Below are 18578 nucleotides of genomic sequence, written 5' to 3' on the forward strand. Positions count from 1 at the left end.
CCTCTACTCAGGGACAGATAAAACCATATAGACACGGTCAATGCTGCTCGTCGGTTGGTCACTGTAACATAACGTTAGAATAGGCCAAGAACTGTAAGGGATCCATGGCAGCTTTTATCCCCTTCGTCGGCAAAGCTTCATCCCCTTGGCGATCGCTCGTGGTTGGGGTGATTGCTGCGGGCCTAGTGGGCGGTGTTGGACTATTTCTCTGGCGATCGCGCCAAACGCCCCTTGATTTAGATCGCTACACCGTCCCCGTGCAAGACAGTCGCGATTTCATTGCTCGCATTGCCGCTACGGGCAAAGTCGTACCTGGGCAAAGTGTCAATATCAGTCCAAAGCGAGCGGGCCTTTTGGCAGAACTGTACGTCGAACAGGGGGATCGGGTGAAAGCGGGTCAAATCATTGCCCGTATGGACAGTCGCGATGAACAAGCGCAACTGGCCCAAGCCCAAGCCAACCTAGCCGATGCCATTGCTCGTCGCGATCGCATCGTTGCCGGGAACCGGGCTGAGGAAATTGCCCAAGCTGAAGCCCAAGTGCGAGCCGCCACCAGCCGTGCGCAATTGGCAGAAGAACGCCTGAAACGCAATGAATGGTTAGCGGCGGAGGGGGTCATTCCCCGCGATACTTTGGCTGAGCTCAAGGCCAACCGCGATAGTGCGATCGCCAACCTCAACGAAGCCCAAAAGCGCCTGCAACTCTTACAGCGGGGCTCCCGCAGTGAAGACATCCGCCAAGCAGACGCAATGGTTGCCGCTGCCCAAGCCCAAGTCCAAGCCGCCCGTGCTGCCCTCGAAGATACGGTGATTCGTGCTCCTTTTACGGGGATTATTACCCAGAAGTACGCCAATCCGGGAGCCTTTGTCACACCCACCACGACCGCTTCGGCGACAACCTCAGCCACTTCCACCTCAATTGTGGCGATCGCTAAGGGCTTAGAAATTCTTGCCGAAGTACCAGAAGTGGATATTGGCCAAGTGCTTGTGGGACAACCCGTTGAAATCCGTGCCGATGCCTATCCCGGGGAAACCTTTCAGGGGCGGGTGCGACTTGTAGCTCCCGAGGCAGTGGTGGAGCAAAATGTCACCTTCTTTCAGGTGCGGGTTTCCTTGCAAACAGGGCGAGAAAAGCTGCGTTCTGGGATGAATGTGAACCTAGATTTTCTGGGGCAAAAAATTAACAACGCTCTATTGGTACCCACAGTGGCTATTGCCGTTGAACGTGGCCAAACGGGTGTTTATGTGGTGGGTGCAGACCAACGACCAAAATTCCGCCCCGTCACCATTGGCAGTAGCTGGCAAGATCAAACCCAAATTATCAGTGGTGTCAGGGTCGGTGAGCGCGTCTTTATTGACTTTCCTGAGCGGCTACGTCCGAAACAGGAGTAGTCTATGGCTTTCCACCATGTTTCAATTCGCACAGCGAATATCCAGCGGGCGATCGCCTTCTACGAATGCCTCGGCTTCACAATGGATGTCCGCTTTACCACGGGCTATACCCTCGCCTGTTGGCTCAAGGGCTGGCACACCCGCCTCGAACTTCTGCAAGTCCCGCAACCGAAGCCGGCTGCGGATTCCTTCCACGATGAACACTACGTCGGCTACTACCATCTTTCCTTTGATCTCAGTGACCATCCTGACCCCCTTGAAACATGGCTCAATCAGGTGGGAGAAACCCTAAAGGCCCAGAGTTTACCCTTTGAGCTATTGCTAAAGCCAACGCAGCAGGTGATTGGTTCATCCCTTTATCACATCGCCTTTATCCGAGACTGTGATGGTTTGCCCATTGAATTTTTGCAGTGTCTGGGTTCCTGCTGAGGCCTAAACGCCGATAAAATAAGGGGGCTGAGAGATTTTTGGGTCGTAGATAGGCATGCAACTGCAAACGGTTCCTACAGCAATTCCCGACTGGTCGGGGGATCTACTGGCGATCGCCGTCTTTCAAACGGAAGGCACCCTCACCCTCACCGACCCCTACACGACCCTCGATCAACGCCTCAATGGCCTATTGCAGGAACTCATCAACGAAGGGGAATTTCAAGGCAAGTCTGGTACCTCCCTCCTGATGCGCCTATTACCCAACTTTCCCCTTAAAAAACTCCTTCTTGTTGGCCTTGGCAATCGCGAAGACTTTAACTTAGAAGCCCTCCGTCGCACTGCCGCTACCATTGCCCGCACCGCCCGCCGTGAACGCGCAAAAACCTTAGGCATGGCACTGCCCCATGAAACTTTAGAGGCGGCTGATGCCGCCCAAGCCATTGCCGAAGGGGTTATCCTGGCCCTCCACAGTGATGTCCGCTTCAAGACTGACCCCGAAGCGCGCAAACTTTTGCCCTATCCAGAAGTCGTCACCCTTTTAGGGCTAGGGGAACAAACTGCCGCCTTGACCCGGGCGCAGCAGATTTGCGATGGCGTGATTCTGGCGCGGGAACTTGTCAACGCCCCCGCCAATGAAGTAACCCCCGTCACTCTTGCCGAAACCGCTCAGCAGTTGGCAGCCACCTATGGTCTGACGGCAAAAATTCTGGAACGAGAAGACTGTGGGGCCTTGGGGATGGGTGCTTTTTTAGGGGTGGCTCAGGCCTCTGACCTGCCGCCAAAATTCATCCACCTCACCTACACATCCCCCGGTACTGTTCATAGGAAAATTGCCCTTGTGGGCAAGGGGTTAACGTTTGATTCCGGCGGCCTCAACCTCAAGACCCAAGGGGGCATTGAAACCATGAAAATGGACATGGGGGGAGCCGCAGCCGTTTTGGGAACAGCCAAGGTCCTCGGTCAACTCAAACCCCCTGGCATTGAAGTCCACTTTATTATTGCCGCCACGGAAAATATGATCAGTGGTCGTGCGTTGCATCCAGGGGATATTCTCACCGCCTCCAACGGTAAGACCATTGAGGTCAACAACACCGATGCGGAAGGTCGCCTCACCCTTGCTGATGCCCTTGTCTATGCCGAAAAACTGGGCGTAGATGCGATTGTGGATTTAGCCACCCTGACGGGTGCCTGCATTGTTGCCCTGGGGGATAATATTGCCGGTCTTTGGAGCAATAACGCAGAGTTAGCCCAGGCGCTGCAAAAGGCCAGCGATCGCTGCGGGGAAAAATTCTGGCAAATGCCCCTTGAAAATAAATACTTTGAGGCTATGAAGTCCCAAGTGGCCGACATGAAAAACACAGGCCCGCGATCGGCAGGGTCAATTACTGCCGCCCTATTCCTTCAGCAATTTGTCGACCATACCCCTTGGGCGCACCTTGACATTGCTGGCCCAGTCTGGACCGAAAAAGAGGATGGCTACAACAATCCCTGTGGAACCGGCTACCCCGTGCGTACCCTGGTGGAGTGGCTATGCAGTCTCAGTTCCTAGGCACTCAATGCGATCGCCCCAACGGCTCATTGTTCAAGGTCGCCAAATTCTCGATCAGTGCGTTACCTTGACTGCTGAGCAGCAGCATTATCTATACCATGTGCTGCGTCTCAAAGTAGGAGATGAACTCTGGATTCTTGACGGTCAGGGTCAGCGGTGGCTGGGGCAAATCCAAGGGAAGACCGTCAAGCTGCTGCGCCCTGATTGCCGTGAGACGGAACTGTCCACTGAGATTATTCTCTGTCTAGCTCTACTCAAAGCAGCGAACTTTGAGCAGGTGTTGCAACAGGCAACGGAATTGGGGGTCAAGCGCATTGTGCCCATTCAAACGGCGCGATCGCTCCTGCAACCCAGTATCAATAAATACCAGCGCTGGCAACGCATTCTCCAAGAGGCCGCCGAGCAAAGTGAGCGTCTTTATGTGCCTGCCCTCAGTGACCCCCTCTCGGTTGCCGAAATGGTCAGCCTCACCCCCAAGGGCTACATTGCCAGTTTGGCTGCCCCGGAACTCCTGTGGGACTGCTTGCCCCAGATGAATCTGTCTGAGCCCATTTATCTAGCGATCGGGCCAGAGGGCGGATGGACAGCCTCAGAACTCGAGCAAGTCTTAGCTGCTGGGTGGCAAGCAGTTTCCTTGGGGCGGCGGACCCTGAGAGCCGTCACCGCCGCGATCGCCAGCCTGAGCGTGGTGAGTCATTATGCTGAGCGACATTGCGTCAGCCCACAACAGCATTGACAACACAACGGCTACCTCGATACACTAGAGTTTCGGTGAAATTAACGTAAGCAGCAATGCCCACCATCCAGCAACTGATCCGCCAAGAGCGGGAACTGTTGAAAAGAAAAACAAAGTCTCCTGCCCTCAAAGGCTGCCCTCAACGACGTGGGGTATGCACACGGGTCTACACAACAACACCCAAAAAGCCCAACTCTGCCCTGCGTAAAGTGGCACGGGTACGCTTGACCTCTGGCTTCGAAGTGACCGCTTACATTCCGGGAATTGGCCATAACTTACAAGAGCACTCCGTGGTCATGATTCGCGGCGGTCGTGTTAAAGATTTGCCGGGCGTGCGCTACCACATTATTCGTGGCACCCTGGATACCGCCGGTGTCAAAGATCGTAAGCAAGGTCGCTCCAAATATGGTGCCAAGCGTCCCAAACCCGGTGAGGCTGCTGCGACCGGTAAGAAAAAATAATTTCCACTCTCTTATCTTTTTGAGTTCATCCTGGAAACCTTAAGCTTCACTAGAACACAAAACACCTATGTCTCGTCGCACTCGCGCTCAAAAACGGCCTACTGCCCCTGATCCGGTCTATAACAACGTGCTGGTGAATATGTTGATCCAGCGGGTCATGCGCAATGGCAAAAAATCCCTTGCCAGTCGCATCGTCTATGAGGCAATGAAAACCGTCCAAGAGCGCACCGGTGAGGATGCCCTGCAAATTTTTGAGCGTGCAGTGAAAAATGCAACGCCCCTAGTGGAAGTCAAAGCCCGTCGTGTGGGGGGTGCCACCTACCAAGTCCCGATGGAAGTTCGTCCCGATCGCGGGATTTCCCTGGCCCTGCGCTGGTTAGTGCAATTTTCCCGCAAACGAGCCGGTCGGTCGATGTCAGCCAAACTGGCCAATGAATTGATGGATGCTGCCAACGAGACGGGAAGCACCATCCGTAAACGGGAAGAAACCCACAAAATGGCAGAAGCCAACAAGGCCTTTGCCCATTACCGCTACTAAACCGTCACACGGTCCAAGAGTTGGATACAATTATTTAAGAATTCTAACGTAATGCAACAAACAAGGAGGTAGCTGTGGCACGGACGACCCCGCTAGAGCGAGTGCGAAATATCGGGATTGCCGCTCACATTGATGCGGGTAAAACAACCACAACTGAACGTATTCTCTTCTATTCCGGTGTGGTGCACAAAATTGGTGAAGTGCACGAGGGGACCACGGTTACCGACTGGATGGAACAGGAGCGAGAGCGGGGCATCACCATTACAGCAGCCGCCATTAGCACCTCTTGGAGAGATCACCAAATCAACATTATTGACACTCCCGGCCACGTGGACTTCACGATTGAGGTGGAGCGCTCCATGCGGGTTCTCGATGGGGTGATTGCGGTATTCTGCTCCGTTGGTGGTGTGCAGCCCCAATCAGAAACCGTGTGGCGGCAAGCCGATCGCTACAGCGTTCCCCGCATCGTTTTTGTCAACAAGATGGATCGCACGGGGGCAAACTTCTACAAAGTCCATGACCAGATTCGCGATCGCCTACGGGCGAACGCCGTGCCGATTCAGTTGCCCATTGGTGCTGAAGATCAATTCAAAGGCATCGTTGATCTGGTGCGCATGCGCGCCAAAATCTACAAAGACGACCTTGGCAAGGAAATCGAAGACACTGAAATTCCTGCCGAGATGACTGAACTGGCACAGGAGTATCGCACCAAGCTCATCGAGGCTGTTGCCGAAACCGACGACGCCCTCATGGAAAAATACTTCGAGGGGGAAGAACTCACAGAAGAGGAAATCCGTGCGGCTCTACGCAAAGGGACGATCGCTGGCACCATTGTGCCCATGCTTTGCGGCTCTGCCTTCAAAAATAAAGGCGTGCAATTACTCCTGGATGCCGTGGTGGACTACCTACCGGCGCCCATTGACATTCCTGCCATTAAAGGTCGTCTGCCCGATGGCACAGAAGTGGAGCGGGCTGCCGATGACGATCAACCCCTGGCGGCACTCGCTTTTAAGATCATGTCGGATCCCTATGGCCGCCTTACCTTTGTGCGTGTTTATTCCGGTGTTCTGAAAAAAGGTAGCTATGTGCTCAATGCCACCAAAGGCAAGAAAGAGCGCATTTCTCGTCTAATCGTGCTGAAGGCCGATGAACGGATTGAGGTGGATGAATTGCGAGCTGGCGATCTAGGAGCTGCCTTAGGTCTCAAGGAAACCTTCACAGGGGATACCCTCTGCGATGAAAGCTCGCCCGTGATTCTTGAGTCGCTGTATATTCCAGAGCCAGTTATTTCCGTGGCCGTAGAACCCAAAACTAAACAGGACATGGAAAAGCTCTCCAAGGCTCTGCAAGCCCTCTCTGAGGAGGACCCCACCTTCCGCGTCAGCGTTGATCCTGAAACGAACCAAACCGTGATTGCGGGAATGGGGGAACTACACCTCGAGATTCTTGTGGATCGGATGCAGCGGGAGTACAAAGTGGAAGCCAACATCGGCCAACCCCAAGTGGCTTACCGCGAAACCATTCGCAAACCCGTCCGGGCTGAAGGCAAGTTTATCCGTCAAAGTGGTGGTAAAGGTCAGTATGGTCACGTTGTTATTGAAGTAGAACCTGCTGAACCCGGTACTGGGTTTGAATTTGTCTCCAAAATTGTCGGTGGTGTCGTACCCAAAGAGTACATTCCACCCGCTGAGCAGGGGATGAAGGAAGCCTGTGAATCGGGGATTTTGGCAGGGTACCCAGTGATTGACCTCAAAGTCACACTAGTGGATGGCTCCTACCACGAGGTGGACTCCTCAGAGATGGCTTTCAAAATTGCTGGCTCCATCGCCATTAAAGAGGCAGTCATGAAAGCCAATCCAGTACTGCTGGAGCCAATGATGAAGGTCGAGGTCGAGGTTCCAGAAGAATTCCTTGGGACAGTGATGGGAGATCTAATTGCCCGTCGCGGTCAAATTGAGGGACAAACCGTAGAAAATGGCATTGCCAAAGTGACGGCAAAAGTTCCTCTCGAACGGATGTTTGGTTATGCCACTGACATTCGCTCGAATACCCAAGGTCGGGGAATTTTCTCGATGGAATTTAGCCATTACGAGGAAGTCCCCCGTAATGTGGCTGAGGCGATCATTGCCAAAAATAAAGGGAACGCATAGTCTATACGAGGAACAACATGGCACGCGCTAAATTTGAACGAACCAAACCCCACGTTAACGTTGGTACCATTGGTCACGTCGACCACGGTAAAACGACACTGACTGCAGCCATCACCATGACACTGGCTGCCCAGGGGAAAGCTCAGGCTCGCAAATACGATGAGATTGATGCTGCCCCTGAAGAAAAAGCCCGTGGGATTACGATCAACACCGCTCACGTGGAGTATGAAACTGAGAAACGCCACTATGCCCACGTGGATTGCCCCGGCCACGCTGACTATGTGAAAAACATGATCACGGGTGCCGCTCAAATGGACGGTGCCATTCTGGTCGTGGCCGCAACGGATGGTGCAATGCCCCAAACCAAAGAGCACATTCTCTTGGCCCGTCAGGTGGGGGTGCCCAGCATCGTCGTCTTCCTGAACAAAGTGGATATGGTGGATGACGAAGAGCTGTTGGAGCTGGTGGAACTAGAACTGCGAGAACTGCTTAATGAATATGAATTCCCCGGCGACGAAGTGCCCATCATCCGTGGTTCGGGTCTGAAAGCCCTCGAAGCCATGACCGCCAACCCGAAAACTCTGCGCGGTGAAAACGAGTGGGTAGATAAAATCTACGAGCTCATGGATGCCGTGGATAACTACATTCCTACCCCTGAGCGGGATGTGGATAAGCCCTTCCTGATGGCTGTGGAAGATGTTTTCTCCATTACCGGTCGCGGTACTGTGGCGACGGGTCGGATTGAGCGCGGTCGCATTAAACTCAACGAAACCGTTGAACTCGTGGGCCTGCGGGAAACGCGGACAACGACGGTCACCGGTATTGAAATGTTTAAGAAGAGCCTCGAAGAAGGGATTGCCGGTGACAACGCCGGTTTGCTCCTGCGGGGTCTAAAAAAAGAGGATGTGGAGCGGGGGATGGTGATTGCTAAGCCCGGCTCCATTACGCCCCACACCAAGTTTGAGGGTGAAGTGTACGTGCTCACTGAAAAAGAGGGCGGTCGTAAAACTCCCTTCTTTGCGGGTTATCGTCCTCAGTTCTATGTGCGTACCACTGATGTGACTGGCACGATTACCTCCTTTACGTCTGACGATGGTAGTGCCGCTGAAATGGTGATGCCTGGTGACCGCATCAAAATGACCGTGGAACTGATCCAGCCCATTGCCATTGAGCAGGGGATGCGCTTTGCGATCCGTGAAGGTGGTCGTACCATTGGGGCGGGTGTCGTCTCCAAAATCATTGAGTAGTTGATGCTTGAGGCCGTTAGCCCCTTTGCAGGGTTAGCGGTCTTTTTTTGTCTTAATTTTTGTTTGGTTGTTTTTGAACCTTGACAAGTAAGGAAGATTCCTATGGCTGCTTTACAACAGAAAATTCGTATTCGCCTTAAGGCTTTTGATCACCGCTTGCTCGATACCTCCTGCGATCGCATTGTCGATACCGCGAAAAGAACCGGTGCTTCTCCGGTGGGTCCGATTCCCCTACCTACGCGCCGTCGAATTTACTGCGTCCTGCGATCGCCCCACGTGGACAAGGACTCGCGGGAGCATTTTGAAACCCGTACCCACTGCCGTATTCTCGATATTTACCAACCTTCGCCCAAAACCATTGATGCCCTGATAAAGTTGGACCTGCCGGCGGGCGTGGATATTGAAGTGAAATTGTAAGCCTTGCCAAAGTTCACTACACTGAGGGATATGACGCATACGATCATTCATCCCTCTTCCTCCAAATCTTCTTTTGAGTCCCCTGCTATGGCCTACCGCATTAACTGCCAGCAGGGGCAGACCCATCTTTTATGGGTGACGCTGCGGCTAACGGCACCGCAAACCGATGTCCTTGATCTGCATTTACCGGTGTGGACGCCCGGCTCCTACCTCGTGCGGGAATATGCACGGCATCTTCAGGACTTTACAGCAGCAACTGCCGATGGCACGCCCCTTGAGTGGTGGAAGTGTACTAAGAACCAGTGGCAGGTAGCCTGCACGCCGGGTCTAGAACTCAAAGTACGCTATGCCATCTATGCCCATGAACTCTCAGTACGCACGAGCCATTTTGATCGCAGCCATGCCTACTTCAACCCAGCAGCGGTTTGCCTCTATGTGCCGCAGTATCGCGATCAGCCCCTCACCATCACGATTGAAGCGCCACCGGACTGGCGGGTGACGACTCCCCTGGAGGGGTGGGGTGAAGATGGCCGCACCTTTTGGGCGCCTAACTACGATCTCCTTGTGGATAGCCCCTTTGAGGTGGGCACCCATGGAATTTACACCTTTGAGGTGGACGGCAAACCCCATGAATTGGCGGTCTGGGGCAAGGGAAATTTTGATCCAAAGCGGGCGATCGCTGACATACAGCGGATTATTGAGACGGAGGCCAGTTTTTTTGGCGGACTGCCCTACGATCGCTATGTCTTTATTTTGCACCTTACCCACAAAGGCTATGGCGGTCTCGAGCATTTGAATAGCTGCTCGTTAATTTTTCATCGTTTTGGCTTTCAGCAGCCAGAGCAGTATTGCCGTTTCCTTTGTTTAGTGGCCCATGAGTTTTTCCATCTCTGGAATATCAAACGCATCCGTCCCCAAGCTTTCGAGGTCTTTGACTACGACAGCGAGAATTACACCACCAGCCTCTGGTTTGTCGAGGGGGTGACCAGTTATTTTGATCAGCTCATTCCCCTGTGGGCGGGGCTATTTGATGCACCGACCTATCTGAAACTGCTGAGCGACAGCCTGAATCGCTATTTCCACACACCGGGCCGCTTTGTCCAATCCCTGAGTGCTGCTAGTTTTGATGCTTGGATTAAGCTCTACCGTCCGGACGAAAATAGTATTAATTCCCAGATGTCCTACTACCTCAAAGGGGAGTTGGTCGCACTGCTGCTGGATTTGCGGATTCGCTTGAACTTTAATCACCAGCGATCGCTCCTGGATGTCCTGCGGCGGCTATGGCAGCGGTATTGTGAAACCGGTGAAGGCTACACGCCGGATGAGTTGTGGCAAACCATTGAAACTGTTGCCGATGAAAACCTGAGCACCTGGCGCGAGCAATTCATTGAAGGAACAGTGGAACTTCCCCTTCAGGAGTGGCTGACTAAAGTTGGGCTAGAACTGGTTCCCCAAGACGCGCTGCCCTATACGGGACTTCAATTTCAGCAGGAACAGGGGTCTCTTCAAATCAAGGCCGTCCTGCGGGACTCCCCCGCTGAACAGGCAGGCTTAGGGGCTGGAGATGAAATCATTGCCCTCAATGGTTGGCGCGTCAAGGCACAAGACTGGTCAGAGCGATTGCGGGAATACACAGCGGGAGAGACGATTCACCTGACATGGTTCCATGATCAGCAATTGCAGTCAGGGGATTTGATTTTGGGAGAACCCCAACCCCACTATCGCTTGCAATGTCGAGCCGATGCCACGCCGAGCCAGCGGGCACATCTGGAAGCCTGGTTGGGAGCAACCGCCACTCAGCTCTAGGGAAGTAGCCCCATGCTTCAGCCCTTAATTCAAGATCGCGATCGCTTGGAACAGGTGCTGCGGCAGTTGCCTTTGGCACCGGGCGTCTATTTCCTTAAGGATAAGACAGATCAAATTCTCTACATTGGCAAGTCCAAACGCCTGCGATCGCGGGTGCGTTCCTATTTTCGTGAACCCGCTCAACTGGGACCCCGCCTTGAGCGAATGGTCTATCAGGTGGCGGAGATTGAGTTCATTGTCACAGATACGGAAGCTGAGGCGCTGGCTCTGGAAGCCAATTTAATCAAGCAGCATCAGCCCCACTTCAACGTTCTCCTCAAGGATGACAAGAAATACCCCTACGTTTGTATTACGTGGTCCGAACCCTATCCCCGTATTTTCATTACTCGCAAACGCCAGTTTGGCAATGGGGGGGATCCCCGCAGTGATTCTGCCAAGGATCGCTACTATGGTCCCTACGTGGATAGCTTTCGCCTGCGCCAAACCCTAGCCCTGGTGAAGCGGCTTTTTCCACTGCGGCAACGTCCCCGCCCCCTCTTTAGGGATCGCCCTTGCCTCAACTACGATATTGGGCGCTGTCCGGGGGTCTGCCAAGGCCTGATTTCTCCCCAAGAGTATCGGCAAACGCTACAAAGGGTGGCAATGATCTTCCAGGGACGCACGGGAGAACTGGTGGCACAGTTGCAGGCACAAATGGCCCAAGCGGCAGCAGATCTCAATTTTGAATTGGCAGCCCGACTGCGAGATCAAATCCGCGGCCTGGAACATTTAGGCGTGGATCAAAAAGTTTCCTTGCCCGATGACACCGTCTCCCGAGATGCCATTGCCCTTGCGGTGGGCGATCGCCATGCAGCCATTCAACTGTTTCAAATTCGCGCTGGTCGCTTGGTGGGGCGTTTAGCTTTCGTCGCCGATGCCCAAAGCGGCAGTGCCGGTACAATTTTGCAGCGGGTCCTTGAAGAGCACTATGCCCAAGTGGAGGATGTAGAAATTCCCAGTGAAATTTTGCTACAGCATCCTCTCCCCGAACCAGATTTCCTACGCACGTACCTCAGTGAAAAGAAAGGCCGCGCCGTTACCCTCACCGTTCCCCAACGGCAGGCAAAAGCAGAACTCATTGCCATGGTGCAACGAAACGCAGAATTAGAATTGGCACGGCTACAACAGGCTAGCGATCGCACCCAAACTGCCCTTGAAGATTTAGCCCAGCTCCTTGGCCTTGACACCCTCCCCCACCGCATTGAGGGCTACGACATTTCCCACATTCAGGGGTCTGACGCGGTGGCCTCACGGGTTGTCTTTATTGATGGCCTGCCCGCCCAGCAGCACTATCGCCACTACAACATCCGCAATCCCGAGGTAAAGCTTGGCCACTCCGACGACTTTGCCAGTCTTGCTGAGATTCTGCGTCGCCGCTTTGCCCCCTACCTTGAAGGGCAGGGGGAGACCCCCGATGACTGGCCAGATATCATTCTCATTGATGGCGGCAAGGGACAACTGTCCGCTGTGGTTCAGGTGTTGGAGCCGCTCCTAGAGGAACTCACCCTTGTTAGCTTGGCCAAACAACGGGAAGACATTTTTCTCCCCCATCAACGCCAACCTCTCCCTGCAGATCCAGAGCAACCAGGGGTGCAATTACTGCGCCGCGTGCGTGATGAGGCCCATCGCTTTGCCCTTAACTTCCACCGTCAGAAACGTGCCCAACGCCAACGGCGATCGCACCTCGACCAAATCCCCGGCTTAGGCTACCAACGTCAAAAGGAACTCCTCGCCACCTTCCGCTCCATTGACTATATCCGTATGGCCACCCCTGAACAGTTGGCACAGGTGAACGGGGTTGGCCCCCGCCTAGCGGCAAGAATTTACCGCTATTTTCATCCTGATGCTGATTAGAGAAAAGCTAGGCGTTTCCCAGTTTTCCAAGGAGGCAGTTGATTGCCATTTTCAAAGCGGGTAACGCGATTCGAACGCGCGACATCAACCTTGGCAAGGTTGCGCTCTACCACTGAGCTATACCCGCAACAGATTTTTAGCTTAAAAAATCAGGAGGCATCTTGTCAAGCCCCCCAAGGGGCTACCCAATGAATCATTAACACGAGGGGATAACACCGTCTTTCCCCTTTGAAGAGTCACACAAGAGAGGCTCCCCCAAGCCCTAAGAGGGCTGGGGTGAGGAACGAAAGTTGGGATTTGGTGACTTTCGTCATGACCGCAGTGCGTGGTATAGACTGGAAACTAGATTGGGCTAACAGCCGCATATGACCATTCAGTTGAGGATTCGTCGCCAAGGGCCCGACAAGAACGCCTACTGGCAAACCTTTGAACTAGAGATTGATCCTTCCCTCACGATCCTGGATGCCCTCATTCAAATCAAGGAATCCCAAGACGGTAGTCTTAGCTGTCGCAAAAATTGTCGCAACACCATCTGCGGCAGTTGCGCGATGACGATTAATGGTCGTTCTGCCCTTGCCTGTCAGCAAAGTATTCTTGCCGAGCTAGCCAACAGCCCTGTGCCCAACCAAATTGCGATCGCCCCCTTGGGGAATTTGCCAGTCCTCAAAGACCTTGTCGTTGACATGAGCGATTTTTGGCAAAAACTTTCAGCCGTCAATCCCTATGTGAGTACAGCAGCACGGCAAGTGCCTGAGCGAGAGTTTCTCCAATCCCCCAGCGATCGCGCCAAGCTCAATGCCTCGGGCAACTGTATCCTCTGTGGTGCCTGCTACGGTGCCTGCAATGCCGTGGAAGTGAATCCCGCCTTTGTCGGTCCCCATGCCCTTGCCAAAGCCGCTCGCCTTGTGGCTGATACCCGCGATAGCGACACTGACCAACGCCTAGACCAATACAACACCGCCACCAGTGGCGTGTGGGGCTGTACCCGCTGTTTTAATTGCAATACGGTTTGCCCTGTGGGTGTGCAACCCCTTGATCGCATCAGTGAGATCAAGCAGGCGATCCTCGCACGCTCAGGGGAAGCAACCCACAATCAAGACCGTCCTTTGCGTCATCGTCAAGTGCTCTTGGAACTGGTCAAAGAGGGTGGCTGGGTGGATGAGCGGCAATTTGGCCTACGGGTGGTGGGCAATGGCTTTCGAGATGTCGGCGGAGTTATGAGCCTGGTCCCCTTAGGTTGGCGGTTATTGCGGCGCGGCAAGTTTCCCCTGCGATTTGAAAAGTCCGCCGGTCAAGCACAAATTAAGGCGGTGGTCACCGCCCTACAGCAAAAACAGCCCTACTCTAAAATAGAAGCTAAAAAAAAAGGGATGAAATGCTAAAGTCCCTAGGGCAAGCTAAAGAAGTTGTTTTGCATTCGTAACACCATGAGTGAACCGACACCCGATGATTTGACCCCCCAATTTGGTTGGTCGCGCTATGCAGAGCGGATGAATGGTCGCTTTGCGATGATTGGCTTTATTGCCCTGCTCCTGCTGGAGTGGGTGAGTGGCGAAGATTTCTTTACGTGGGTGGGCCTGCGATAGGTTGTGACGGCAACACTGCGCCTCGAGGGAGTTACGCGACGATTTGCGCCGGGAGTAGGGATTGGTCCCCTATCTTTAACCGTACCCGCAGGGGAGTTTTGGGTAATTGTTGGGCCGTCTGGTTGTGGTAAATCCACCCTATTGCGGCTCATTGCCGGCTTGGAGCAGCCCACTAGCGGCGACATTTATATTGGCAAAACCTGTGTCAACGGCCTCAGTGGGCGCGATCGCGATGTGGCCATGGTCTTTCAGAACTATGCCCTCTATCCCCACATGACGGTGGCCGAAAACCTTGGTTTTGGTCTGAAAATGCGCGGTGTTGATCCGACAGCACGGCAGCAGCGGGTACTGCAAGTGGCTAAGCTACTGGGGATTGAGTCCCTGTTGCAGCGCAAACCACGTCAACTGTCTGGTGGTCAGCAGCAGCGGGTGGCCCTGGGACGAGCCTTGGCGCGATCGCCCCAAGTGTTTTTGCTCGATGAACCCCTCTCCAACCTCGATGCACAACTGCGGGAGCAAACCCGTGCTGAACTGAAACAATTACATCGCCAACTCGGCATTACCACCCTCTACGTCACCCACGATCAGGTGGAAGCCATGACGCTTGGCGATCGCATTGTGGTGCTGGATCGCGGCCAAATTCAGCAAATTGGCACCCCTGCGGATCTCTATGAGAGACCGGCTAATACAATGGTGGCGCGATTTTTGGGCACCCCACCGATGAATTTACTGCCCGCTCGCTGGCATAGCAGTCGCCTTTGGATAGGACAGCAGCCCTTGCCCTGTCCTGATACCCCCTCCTGGCCGCTCAACAGTGAACAGACCCTCACCGTCGGCATTCGCCCAGAACATTTGCACCTCGGCGAGCAGGGTTTAGGAGCGATCGCCACCCTCGTTGAACCCCTAGGCCGCGAAGCCATTGTCCGCTGTCGACTCCTGGAGAGTCCCCAAGACCTGCTGTGGCTGGCCCCTAGTCACCAAATCCCTCAAATTGGTGACCCTCTCCAGCTGCAGGTCAGCCATCTTTATCTGTTTGATGCCACAACCGGGGCGGCCCTCAATTCTAAGCCTTCCTGAAAATTCATCGGAACCCTTACCCAAGATTGGAGGGTTCGCTTAGAATACAACTAGGATTCTGTAAAATTTCGTAACTTATGCGGCCAGCCCGTCCATGACTTCGGTAACCTCTCTTTTTTCACCTGTCGAAGCGGATCTCTGCGTACTCACGGAGAACCTGAAGGCACTCATTGGAGCTCAACACGCCGTACTCTCTGCTGCCGCCGAACATCTTTTTGCCGCCAGTGGCAAACGCATCCGACCCGCCATTGTCTTTTTGGTGTCGCGAGCCACGCTCCCGGATCAGGGGATTACCCCCCGGCACTGCCGCTTGGCAGAAATTACGGAAATGATTCATACTGCCAGTCTCTTTCACGATGATGTAGTGGATCAAGCGCAACTGCGGCGCGGTGTGCCCACAGTCAACAGCGTCTTTGGCAATCGGGTGGCCATTCAAGCGGGAGACTTTCTCTTCGCCCAAGCCTCTTGGTACTTAGCGGATTTGGATAACCTGCAAGTGGTGAAGCTCCTCTCCCAAGTCATCAAGGACTTCGCTGAAGGGGAAATTCGCCAAGGCTTTAACCGCTTTGACACCAGCATTACCCTAGATGACTATCTGCTGAAAACCTACTACAAGACGGCCTCCCTCATTGCCAACAGTGCCAAGGCCGCTGCGGTTCTCAGTGAAGCGCCGCCAGAAACCATCGAAGCCATGTACACCTACGGCAAAAATTTGGGCTTGGCCTTTCAAATTGTGGATGACATCCTCGACTTCACCCGCTCAACGGCAGAACTAGGGAAACCTGCGGGCTCGGATCTGCGGGATGGCAACCTAACGGCGCCTGTCCTTTTTGCCCTACCCAAAGCCCCCTACCTACACACCCTCATCGAGCGCGAGTTTAGTGAAGAAGGTGATCTGGAAACCGCCCTCAACCTAGTGCGCCAAAGTGGGGCCATTGAAGACGCTCGTAATTTAGCCAAGGAATATGCCCAAGCGGCTCTACCGGCGCTTGAAGTACTGCCGCCATCAGAACCCCGTCAGGCCCTTAGCCAGTTGACGGATTATGTCCTTGAACGGCTCTACTAAGCTGACAGCGGCACAATCGGCAATGACCCATCCCCAATGCATAGATATCAGGGACTGATCGAAAAGTAAAAACAAGCCTTCCTTGGGGCAGTCCAATAGGTATCAGTGCGGGGTTAGTCATCAGTCCCCTACACTTACACTAGAGACAGGGGTTGCGTCTACCCGACCATCCCACGATTTGTGTTTGTTTTGGGAGTGAATTTGTGGCACGAGGCGTTAAACAACGGAAACCGGTGAGTTCTACTGCAGGTGGTCGGGGAAGTCAAAGAGCGTATCAAAAAAGCAGGGGCCAGCGATCGCGCCCTTCGCCGTGGCGTACCCTAGGTTGGATTGCTGCCTTTAGTGGCGTGTCCCTAGTGTCCGCCTTTGCAGGCATGACGGTTGTTTTGATGTCACCCTTTCAGGGGACCAGCCCTCGTCGGGATCTCTCTTGGCTGGAAATGATGACACGGGGGTTCCAGTATGGCATGAGTCGGCCAGTGAACCTCTTGGTGCTGGGGGTGGATAACGTCTTGGATGCCCCCAAAGGCTCCTCGGCACGGTTCCGTGGTCGCACTGACACGATGCTGCTGACGCGGTTTAACCCTGAAAATGGCACGATTACGGTCTTGAGTATTCCCCGTGATACCCGTGTGGAAATACCCGGCTATGGTACCAGCAAAATTAATGCCGCCAATGTCTATGGGGATGTGGAACTAACGGTGCAAGTGGTGAGTCAAACCCTCAACTATACTCCCATTGATCGCTACATTCGCATCAATACAGATGCATTTCGAGAACTGGTAGATCTGGTGGGTGGTGTCGAGGTCAATGTGCCCAAGCGGATGGTTTATACCGATCACACCCAAAAACTCTACATTGATCTTCAACCGGGTCTGCAAACCCTGAACGGGGAGCAAGCGGAGGGCTTTGTTCGCTTTCGTTACGATGAACTGGGGGACATTGGTCGTGCCCAGCGGCAGCAACTGCTGATCAAGGCACTACAAGAGAAACTGGCGAATCCCGTCATGCTGACCCAGTTGCCAAAACTCTACAGCGTTCTCCAAAAATATGTGGATACGGATTTAACCTTTGCCGAACTGATGGCGATCGCTCAATTTAGTCTGCGCATTCAACCAGACAATCTCCATTTGATCCTATTACCGGGGCACTTTAGTGGTGATGGCTATGGGACGAGCTACTGGCTTCCTGACTATGACCGCATTGATCGGGTGGTTGCTGAGCACTTTAGCGATCGCCCCTCGAAACTGGTTGACCAGAGGGGGAGTGAGACGGGTACGCTGCGCATTGCTCTGCAAAATGCCTCTGGTAGCAGTGGTGCCGCCCAAGACATGGCGGATTTTCTTGCCCGCCACGGCTATACCAATGTCCTCATCAGTGAGGATTGGTATCAGCAAACCAGCGAAACAGAGATCGTGGCCCAACAGGGGGATCTGGGAGCGGCGCAAGTGATTCGCTCTGTCCTTGGCATGGGGCGAGTGTCCGCTAACTCTACAGGTGTGCTGTCTTCCGATATTACCATTCGCATTGGTCGCGACTGGGCAGCCGTCTTGCACTAGGTGAGAGTTGCGGGTAGTTTCTTGGTCACCGCTTCGGGTTCAAGAATGCGGTCAATAATGCCGTATTCCTTGGCCATTTGAGGGGTCATATAGAGCAGCCGATCCATATCGCGGGTGATGCGCTCCGGGGGTTGACCGGTATTTTGTGCCAAGATCTCCACCATCATCGCCTTATTGGCCAGCACTTCCTTGGCCCGAATTTGGATATCGGTGGCCTGCCCTTGGGCATAGCTTTTGGTTTGGTGCAGGACAATTGTGGCGTGGGGTAAGCTGGCGCGACATCCCTTGGTGCCGGCTGAGAGCAGCATGGCTGCCATGCCCATGGCCTGGCCAATACAGATGGTATGCACAGGGGGCTTAATGTAGCGCATGGTGTCGCAGATGGCAAAGGCTTCCGTTTCAAAGCCAACGGGTTCACCATCGTAGCGGGATGTACCCGTCGAGTTAATGTAGATGCGGATGGGTTTTTCAGGATCGTCGTATTGCAGATAGAGCAGTTCCGCAATGATCAATTCCGTAACCGCTGGCACCAAAGGCATGCCAAGGTAGACGATCCGCTCCTTCAACAGCAGGGAAGGGAGATCGGGAGGGGGCGTGCGATAGTAGGCATCACCATAGTAAGCCGCTTGGGCAGCAGTAATGGGCAACGGCATAGGACGCTCAGCAAATGACA

At 53.9% G+C, this 18578-nt stretch carries 17 protein-coding genes and 1 tRNA gene; 16 read left to right on the forward strand and 2 right to left on the reverse strand.

The window, feature by feature from the left end; genetic code table 11:
* Window positions 1-104 precede the first annotated feature (104 nt).
* The 11 genes from TLL_RS08850 (at window position 105) to uvrC (ending at window position 12617) form a co-directional block, all read left to right on the forward strand.
* A complete protein-coding gene (locus tag TLL_RS08850) occupies window positions 105-1391 on the forward strand; it encodes an efflux RND transporter periplasmic adaptor subunit (protein ID WP_011057580.1) in 1287 nt (428 codons plus the stop codon).
* Between the two features lie 3 nt (window positions 1392-1394).
* Complete coding sequence (locus tag TLL_RS08855) at window positions 1395-1820, forward strand: VOC family protein (RefSeq protein WP_011057581.1); 426 nt, start codon at window positions 1395-1397, stop codon at window positions 1818-1820.
* Window positions 1821-1875: 55 nt separating this feature from the next.
* The gene (locus tag TLL_RS08860; RefSeq protein ID WP_011057582.1) at window positions 1876-3369 is read left to right on the forward strand and encodes a leucyl aminopeptidase; all 1494 of its coding nucleotides are present in this window, start codon (window positions 1876-1878) and stop codon (window positions 3367-3369) included.
* Between the two features lie 7 nt (window positions 3370-3376).
* On the forward strand, window positions 3377-4105 hold the full coding sequence (locus TLL_RS08865; protein WP_164920927.1) for an RsmE family RNA methyltransferase: 729 nt from the start codon (window positions 3377-3379) through the stop codon (window positions 4103-4105).
* Window positions 4106-4161: 56 nt separating this feature from the next.
* Complete coding sequence (gene rpsL / locus TLL_RS08870; protein ID WP_011057584.1) at window positions 4162-4566, forward strand: 30S ribosomal protein S12; 405 nt, start codon at window positions 4162-4164, stop codon at window positions 4564-4566.
* Window positions 4567-4633: 67 nt separating this feature from the next.
* Window positions 4634-5104 (forward strand): 30S ribosomal protein S7, encoded by a 471-nt coding sequence (gene rpsG / locus TLL_RS08875; protein WP_011057585.1) that lies wholly within the window; start codon window positions 4634-4636, stop codon window positions 5102-5104.
* Window positions 5105-5178: 74 nt separating this feature from the next.
* Window positions 5179-7254 (forward strand): elongation factor G, encoded by a 2076-nt coding sequence (gene fusA, locus TLL_RS08880; protein ID WP_011057586.1) that lies wholly within the window; start codon window positions 5179-5181, stop codon window positions 7252-7254.
* A gap of 17 nt (window positions 7255-7271) precedes the next feature.
* A complete protein-coding gene (gene tuf, locus TLL_RS08885; RefSeq protein ID WP_011057587.1) occupies window positions 7272-8501 on the forward strand; it encodes an elongation factor Tu in 1230 nt (409 codons plus the stop codon).
* A gap of 102 nt (window positions 8502-8603) precedes the next feature.
* Window positions 8604-8918, forward strand: a complete 315-nt coding sequence (gene rpsJ / locus TLL_RS08890; RefSeq protein WP_011057588.1) for a 30S ribosomal protein S10 — start codon at window positions 8604-8606, stop codon at window positions 8916-8918.
* Window positions 8919-9005: 87 nt separating this feature from the next.
* Window positions 9006-10724: a M61 family metallopeptidase gene (locus TLL_RS08895; RefSeq protein ID WP_197524104.1), complete on the forward strand. Its 1719-nt coding sequence runs from the start codon at window positions 9006-9008 to the stop codon at window positions 10722-10724.
* 12 nt (window positions 10725-10736) lie between these two features.
* Window positions 10737-12617, forward strand: coding sequence for an excinuclease ABC subunit UvrC (uvrC, locus tag TLL_RS08900; RefSeq protein ID WP_011057590.1), 1881 nt, complete (start codon window positions 10737-10739; stop codon window positions 12615-12617).
* A gap of 55 nt (window positions 12618-12672) precedes the next feature.
* Here the strand turns inward: uvrC and TLL_RS08905 are convergent.
* Window positions 12673-12744 (reverse strand) — tRNA-Gly (locus TLL_RS08905).
* A 238-nt stretch (window positions 12745-12982) separates the two neighbouring features.
* On the opposite strand from TLL_RS08905, the gene TLL_RS08910 reads away from it, so the two are divergent.
* The 5 genes from TLL_RS08910 to TLL_RS08930 all read left to right on the forward strand — a co-directional run bounded on the left by TLL_RS08910 (window position 12983) and on the right by TLL_RS08930 (window position 17905).
* A complete protein-coding gene (locus tag TLL_RS08910) occupies window positions 12983-13999 on the forward strand; it encodes a succinate dehydrogenase/fumarate reductase iron-sulfur subunit (protein ID WP_011057591.1) in 1017 nt (338 codons plus the stop codon).
* A 45-nt stretch (window positions 14000-14044) separates the two neighbouring features.
* Complete coding sequence (locus TLL_RS08915; protein WP_011057592.1) at window positions 14045-14203, forward strand: chlorophyll a/b-binding protein; 159 nt, start codon at window positions 14045-14047, stop codon at window positions 14201-14203.
* A gap of 3 nt (window positions 14204-14206) precedes the next feature.
* On the forward strand, window positions 14207-15280 hold the full coding sequence (locus TLL_RS13070; protein WP_011057593.1) for an ABC transporter ATP-binding protein: 1074 nt from the start codon (window positions 14207-14209) through the stop codon (window positions 15278-15280).
* Window positions 15281-15374: 94 nt separating this feature from the next.
* Entirely contained in the window at window positions 15375-16346 is a 972-nt protein-coding gene (sds, locus tag TLL_RS08925) for a solanesyl diphosphate synthase (RefSeq protein ID WP_011057594.1), read from the forward strand.
* A gap of 203 nt (window positions 16347-16549) precedes the next feature.
* Entirely contained in the window at window positions 16550-17905 is a 1356-nt protein-coding gene (locus TLL_RS08930) for an LCP family protein (RefSeq protein ID WP_011057595.1), read from the forward strand.
* Here the strand turns inward: TLL_RS08930 and TLL_RS08935 are convergent.
* Window positions 17902-18558 carry an ATP-dependent Clp protease proteolytic subunit gene (locus TLL_RS08935; RefSeq protein WP_011057596.1) on the reverse strand — a complete coding sequence of 219 codons (657 nt, stop codon included), beginning with the start codon at window positions 18556-18558 and terminating at the stop codon, window positions 17902-17904. The genes TLL_RS08930 and TLL_RS08935 overlap by 4 nt on opposite strands.
* Window positions 18559-18578 lie beyond the last annotated feature (20 nt).

The organism is Thermosynechococcus vestitus BP-1, from assembly GCF_000011345.1.
GTDB classification, from domain to species: Bacteria; Cyanobacteriota; Cyanobacteriia; order Thermosynechococcales; family Thermosynechococcaceae; genus Thermosynechococcus; species Thermosynechococcus vestitus.

What these genes read in the sequence shown, in the direction of transcription:
- TLL_RS08850 (WP_011057580.1), top strand. Translation starts at nt 105, where the DNA reads ATGGCAGCTTTTATCCCCTTCGTCGGCAAAGCTTCATCCCCTTGGCGA.
- TLL_RS08855 (WP_011057581.1), top strand. Translation starts at nt 1,395, where the DNA reads ATGGCTTTCCACCATGTTTCAATTCGCACAGCGAATATCCAGCGGGCG.
- TLL_RS08860 (WP_011057582.1), top strand. Translation starts at nt 1,876, where the DNA reads ATGCAACTGCAAACGGTTCCTACAGCAATTCCCGACTGGTCGGGGGAT.
- TLL_RS08865 (WP_164920927.1), top strand. Translation starts at nt 3,377, where the DNA reads ATGCGATCGCCCCAACGGCTCATTGTTCAAGGTCGCCAAATTCTCGAT.
- rpsL (WP_011057584.1), top strand. Translation starts at nt 4,162, where the DNA reads ATGCCCACCATCCAGCAACTGATCCGCCAAGAGCGGGAACTGTTGAAA.
- rpsG (WP_011057585.1), top strand. Translation starts at nt 4,634, where the DNA reads ATGTCTCGTCGCACTCGCGCTCAAAAACGGCCTACTGCCCCTGATCCG.
- tuf (WP_011057587.1), top strand. Translation starts at nt 7,272, where the DNA reads ATGGCACGCGCTAAATTTGAACGAACCAAACCCCACGTTAACGTTGGT.
- rpsJ (WP_011057588.1), top strand. Translation starts at nt 8,604, where the DNA reads ATGGCTGCTTTACAACAGAAAATTCGTATTCGCCTTAAGGCTTTTGAT.
- TLL_RS08895 (WP_197524104.1), top strand. Translation starts at nt 9,006, where the DNA reads ATGGCCTACCGCATTAACTGCCAGCAGGGGCAGACCCATCTTTTATGG.
- uvrC (WP_011057590.1), top strand. Translation starts at nt 10,737, where the DNA reads ATGCTTCAGCCCTTAATTCAAGATCGCGATCGCTTGGAACAGGTGCTG.
- TLL_RS08910 (WP_011057591.1), top strand. Translation starts at nt 12,983, where the DNA reads ATGACCATTCAGTTGAGGATTCGTCGCCAAGGGCCCGACAAGAACGCC.
- TLL_RS08915 (WP_011057592.1), top strand. Translation starts at nt 14,045, where the DNA reads ATGAGTGAACCGACACCCGATGATTTGACCCCCCAATTTGGTTGGTCG.
- sds (WP_011057594.1), top strand. Translation starts at nt 15,375, where the DNA reads ATGACTTCGGTAACCTCTCTTTTTTCACCTGTCGAAGCGGATCTCTGC.
- TLL_RS08935 (WP_011057596.1), bottom strand. Translation starts at nt 18,558, where the DNA reads ATGCCGTTGCCCATTACTGCTGCCCAAGCGGCTTACTATGGTGATGCC.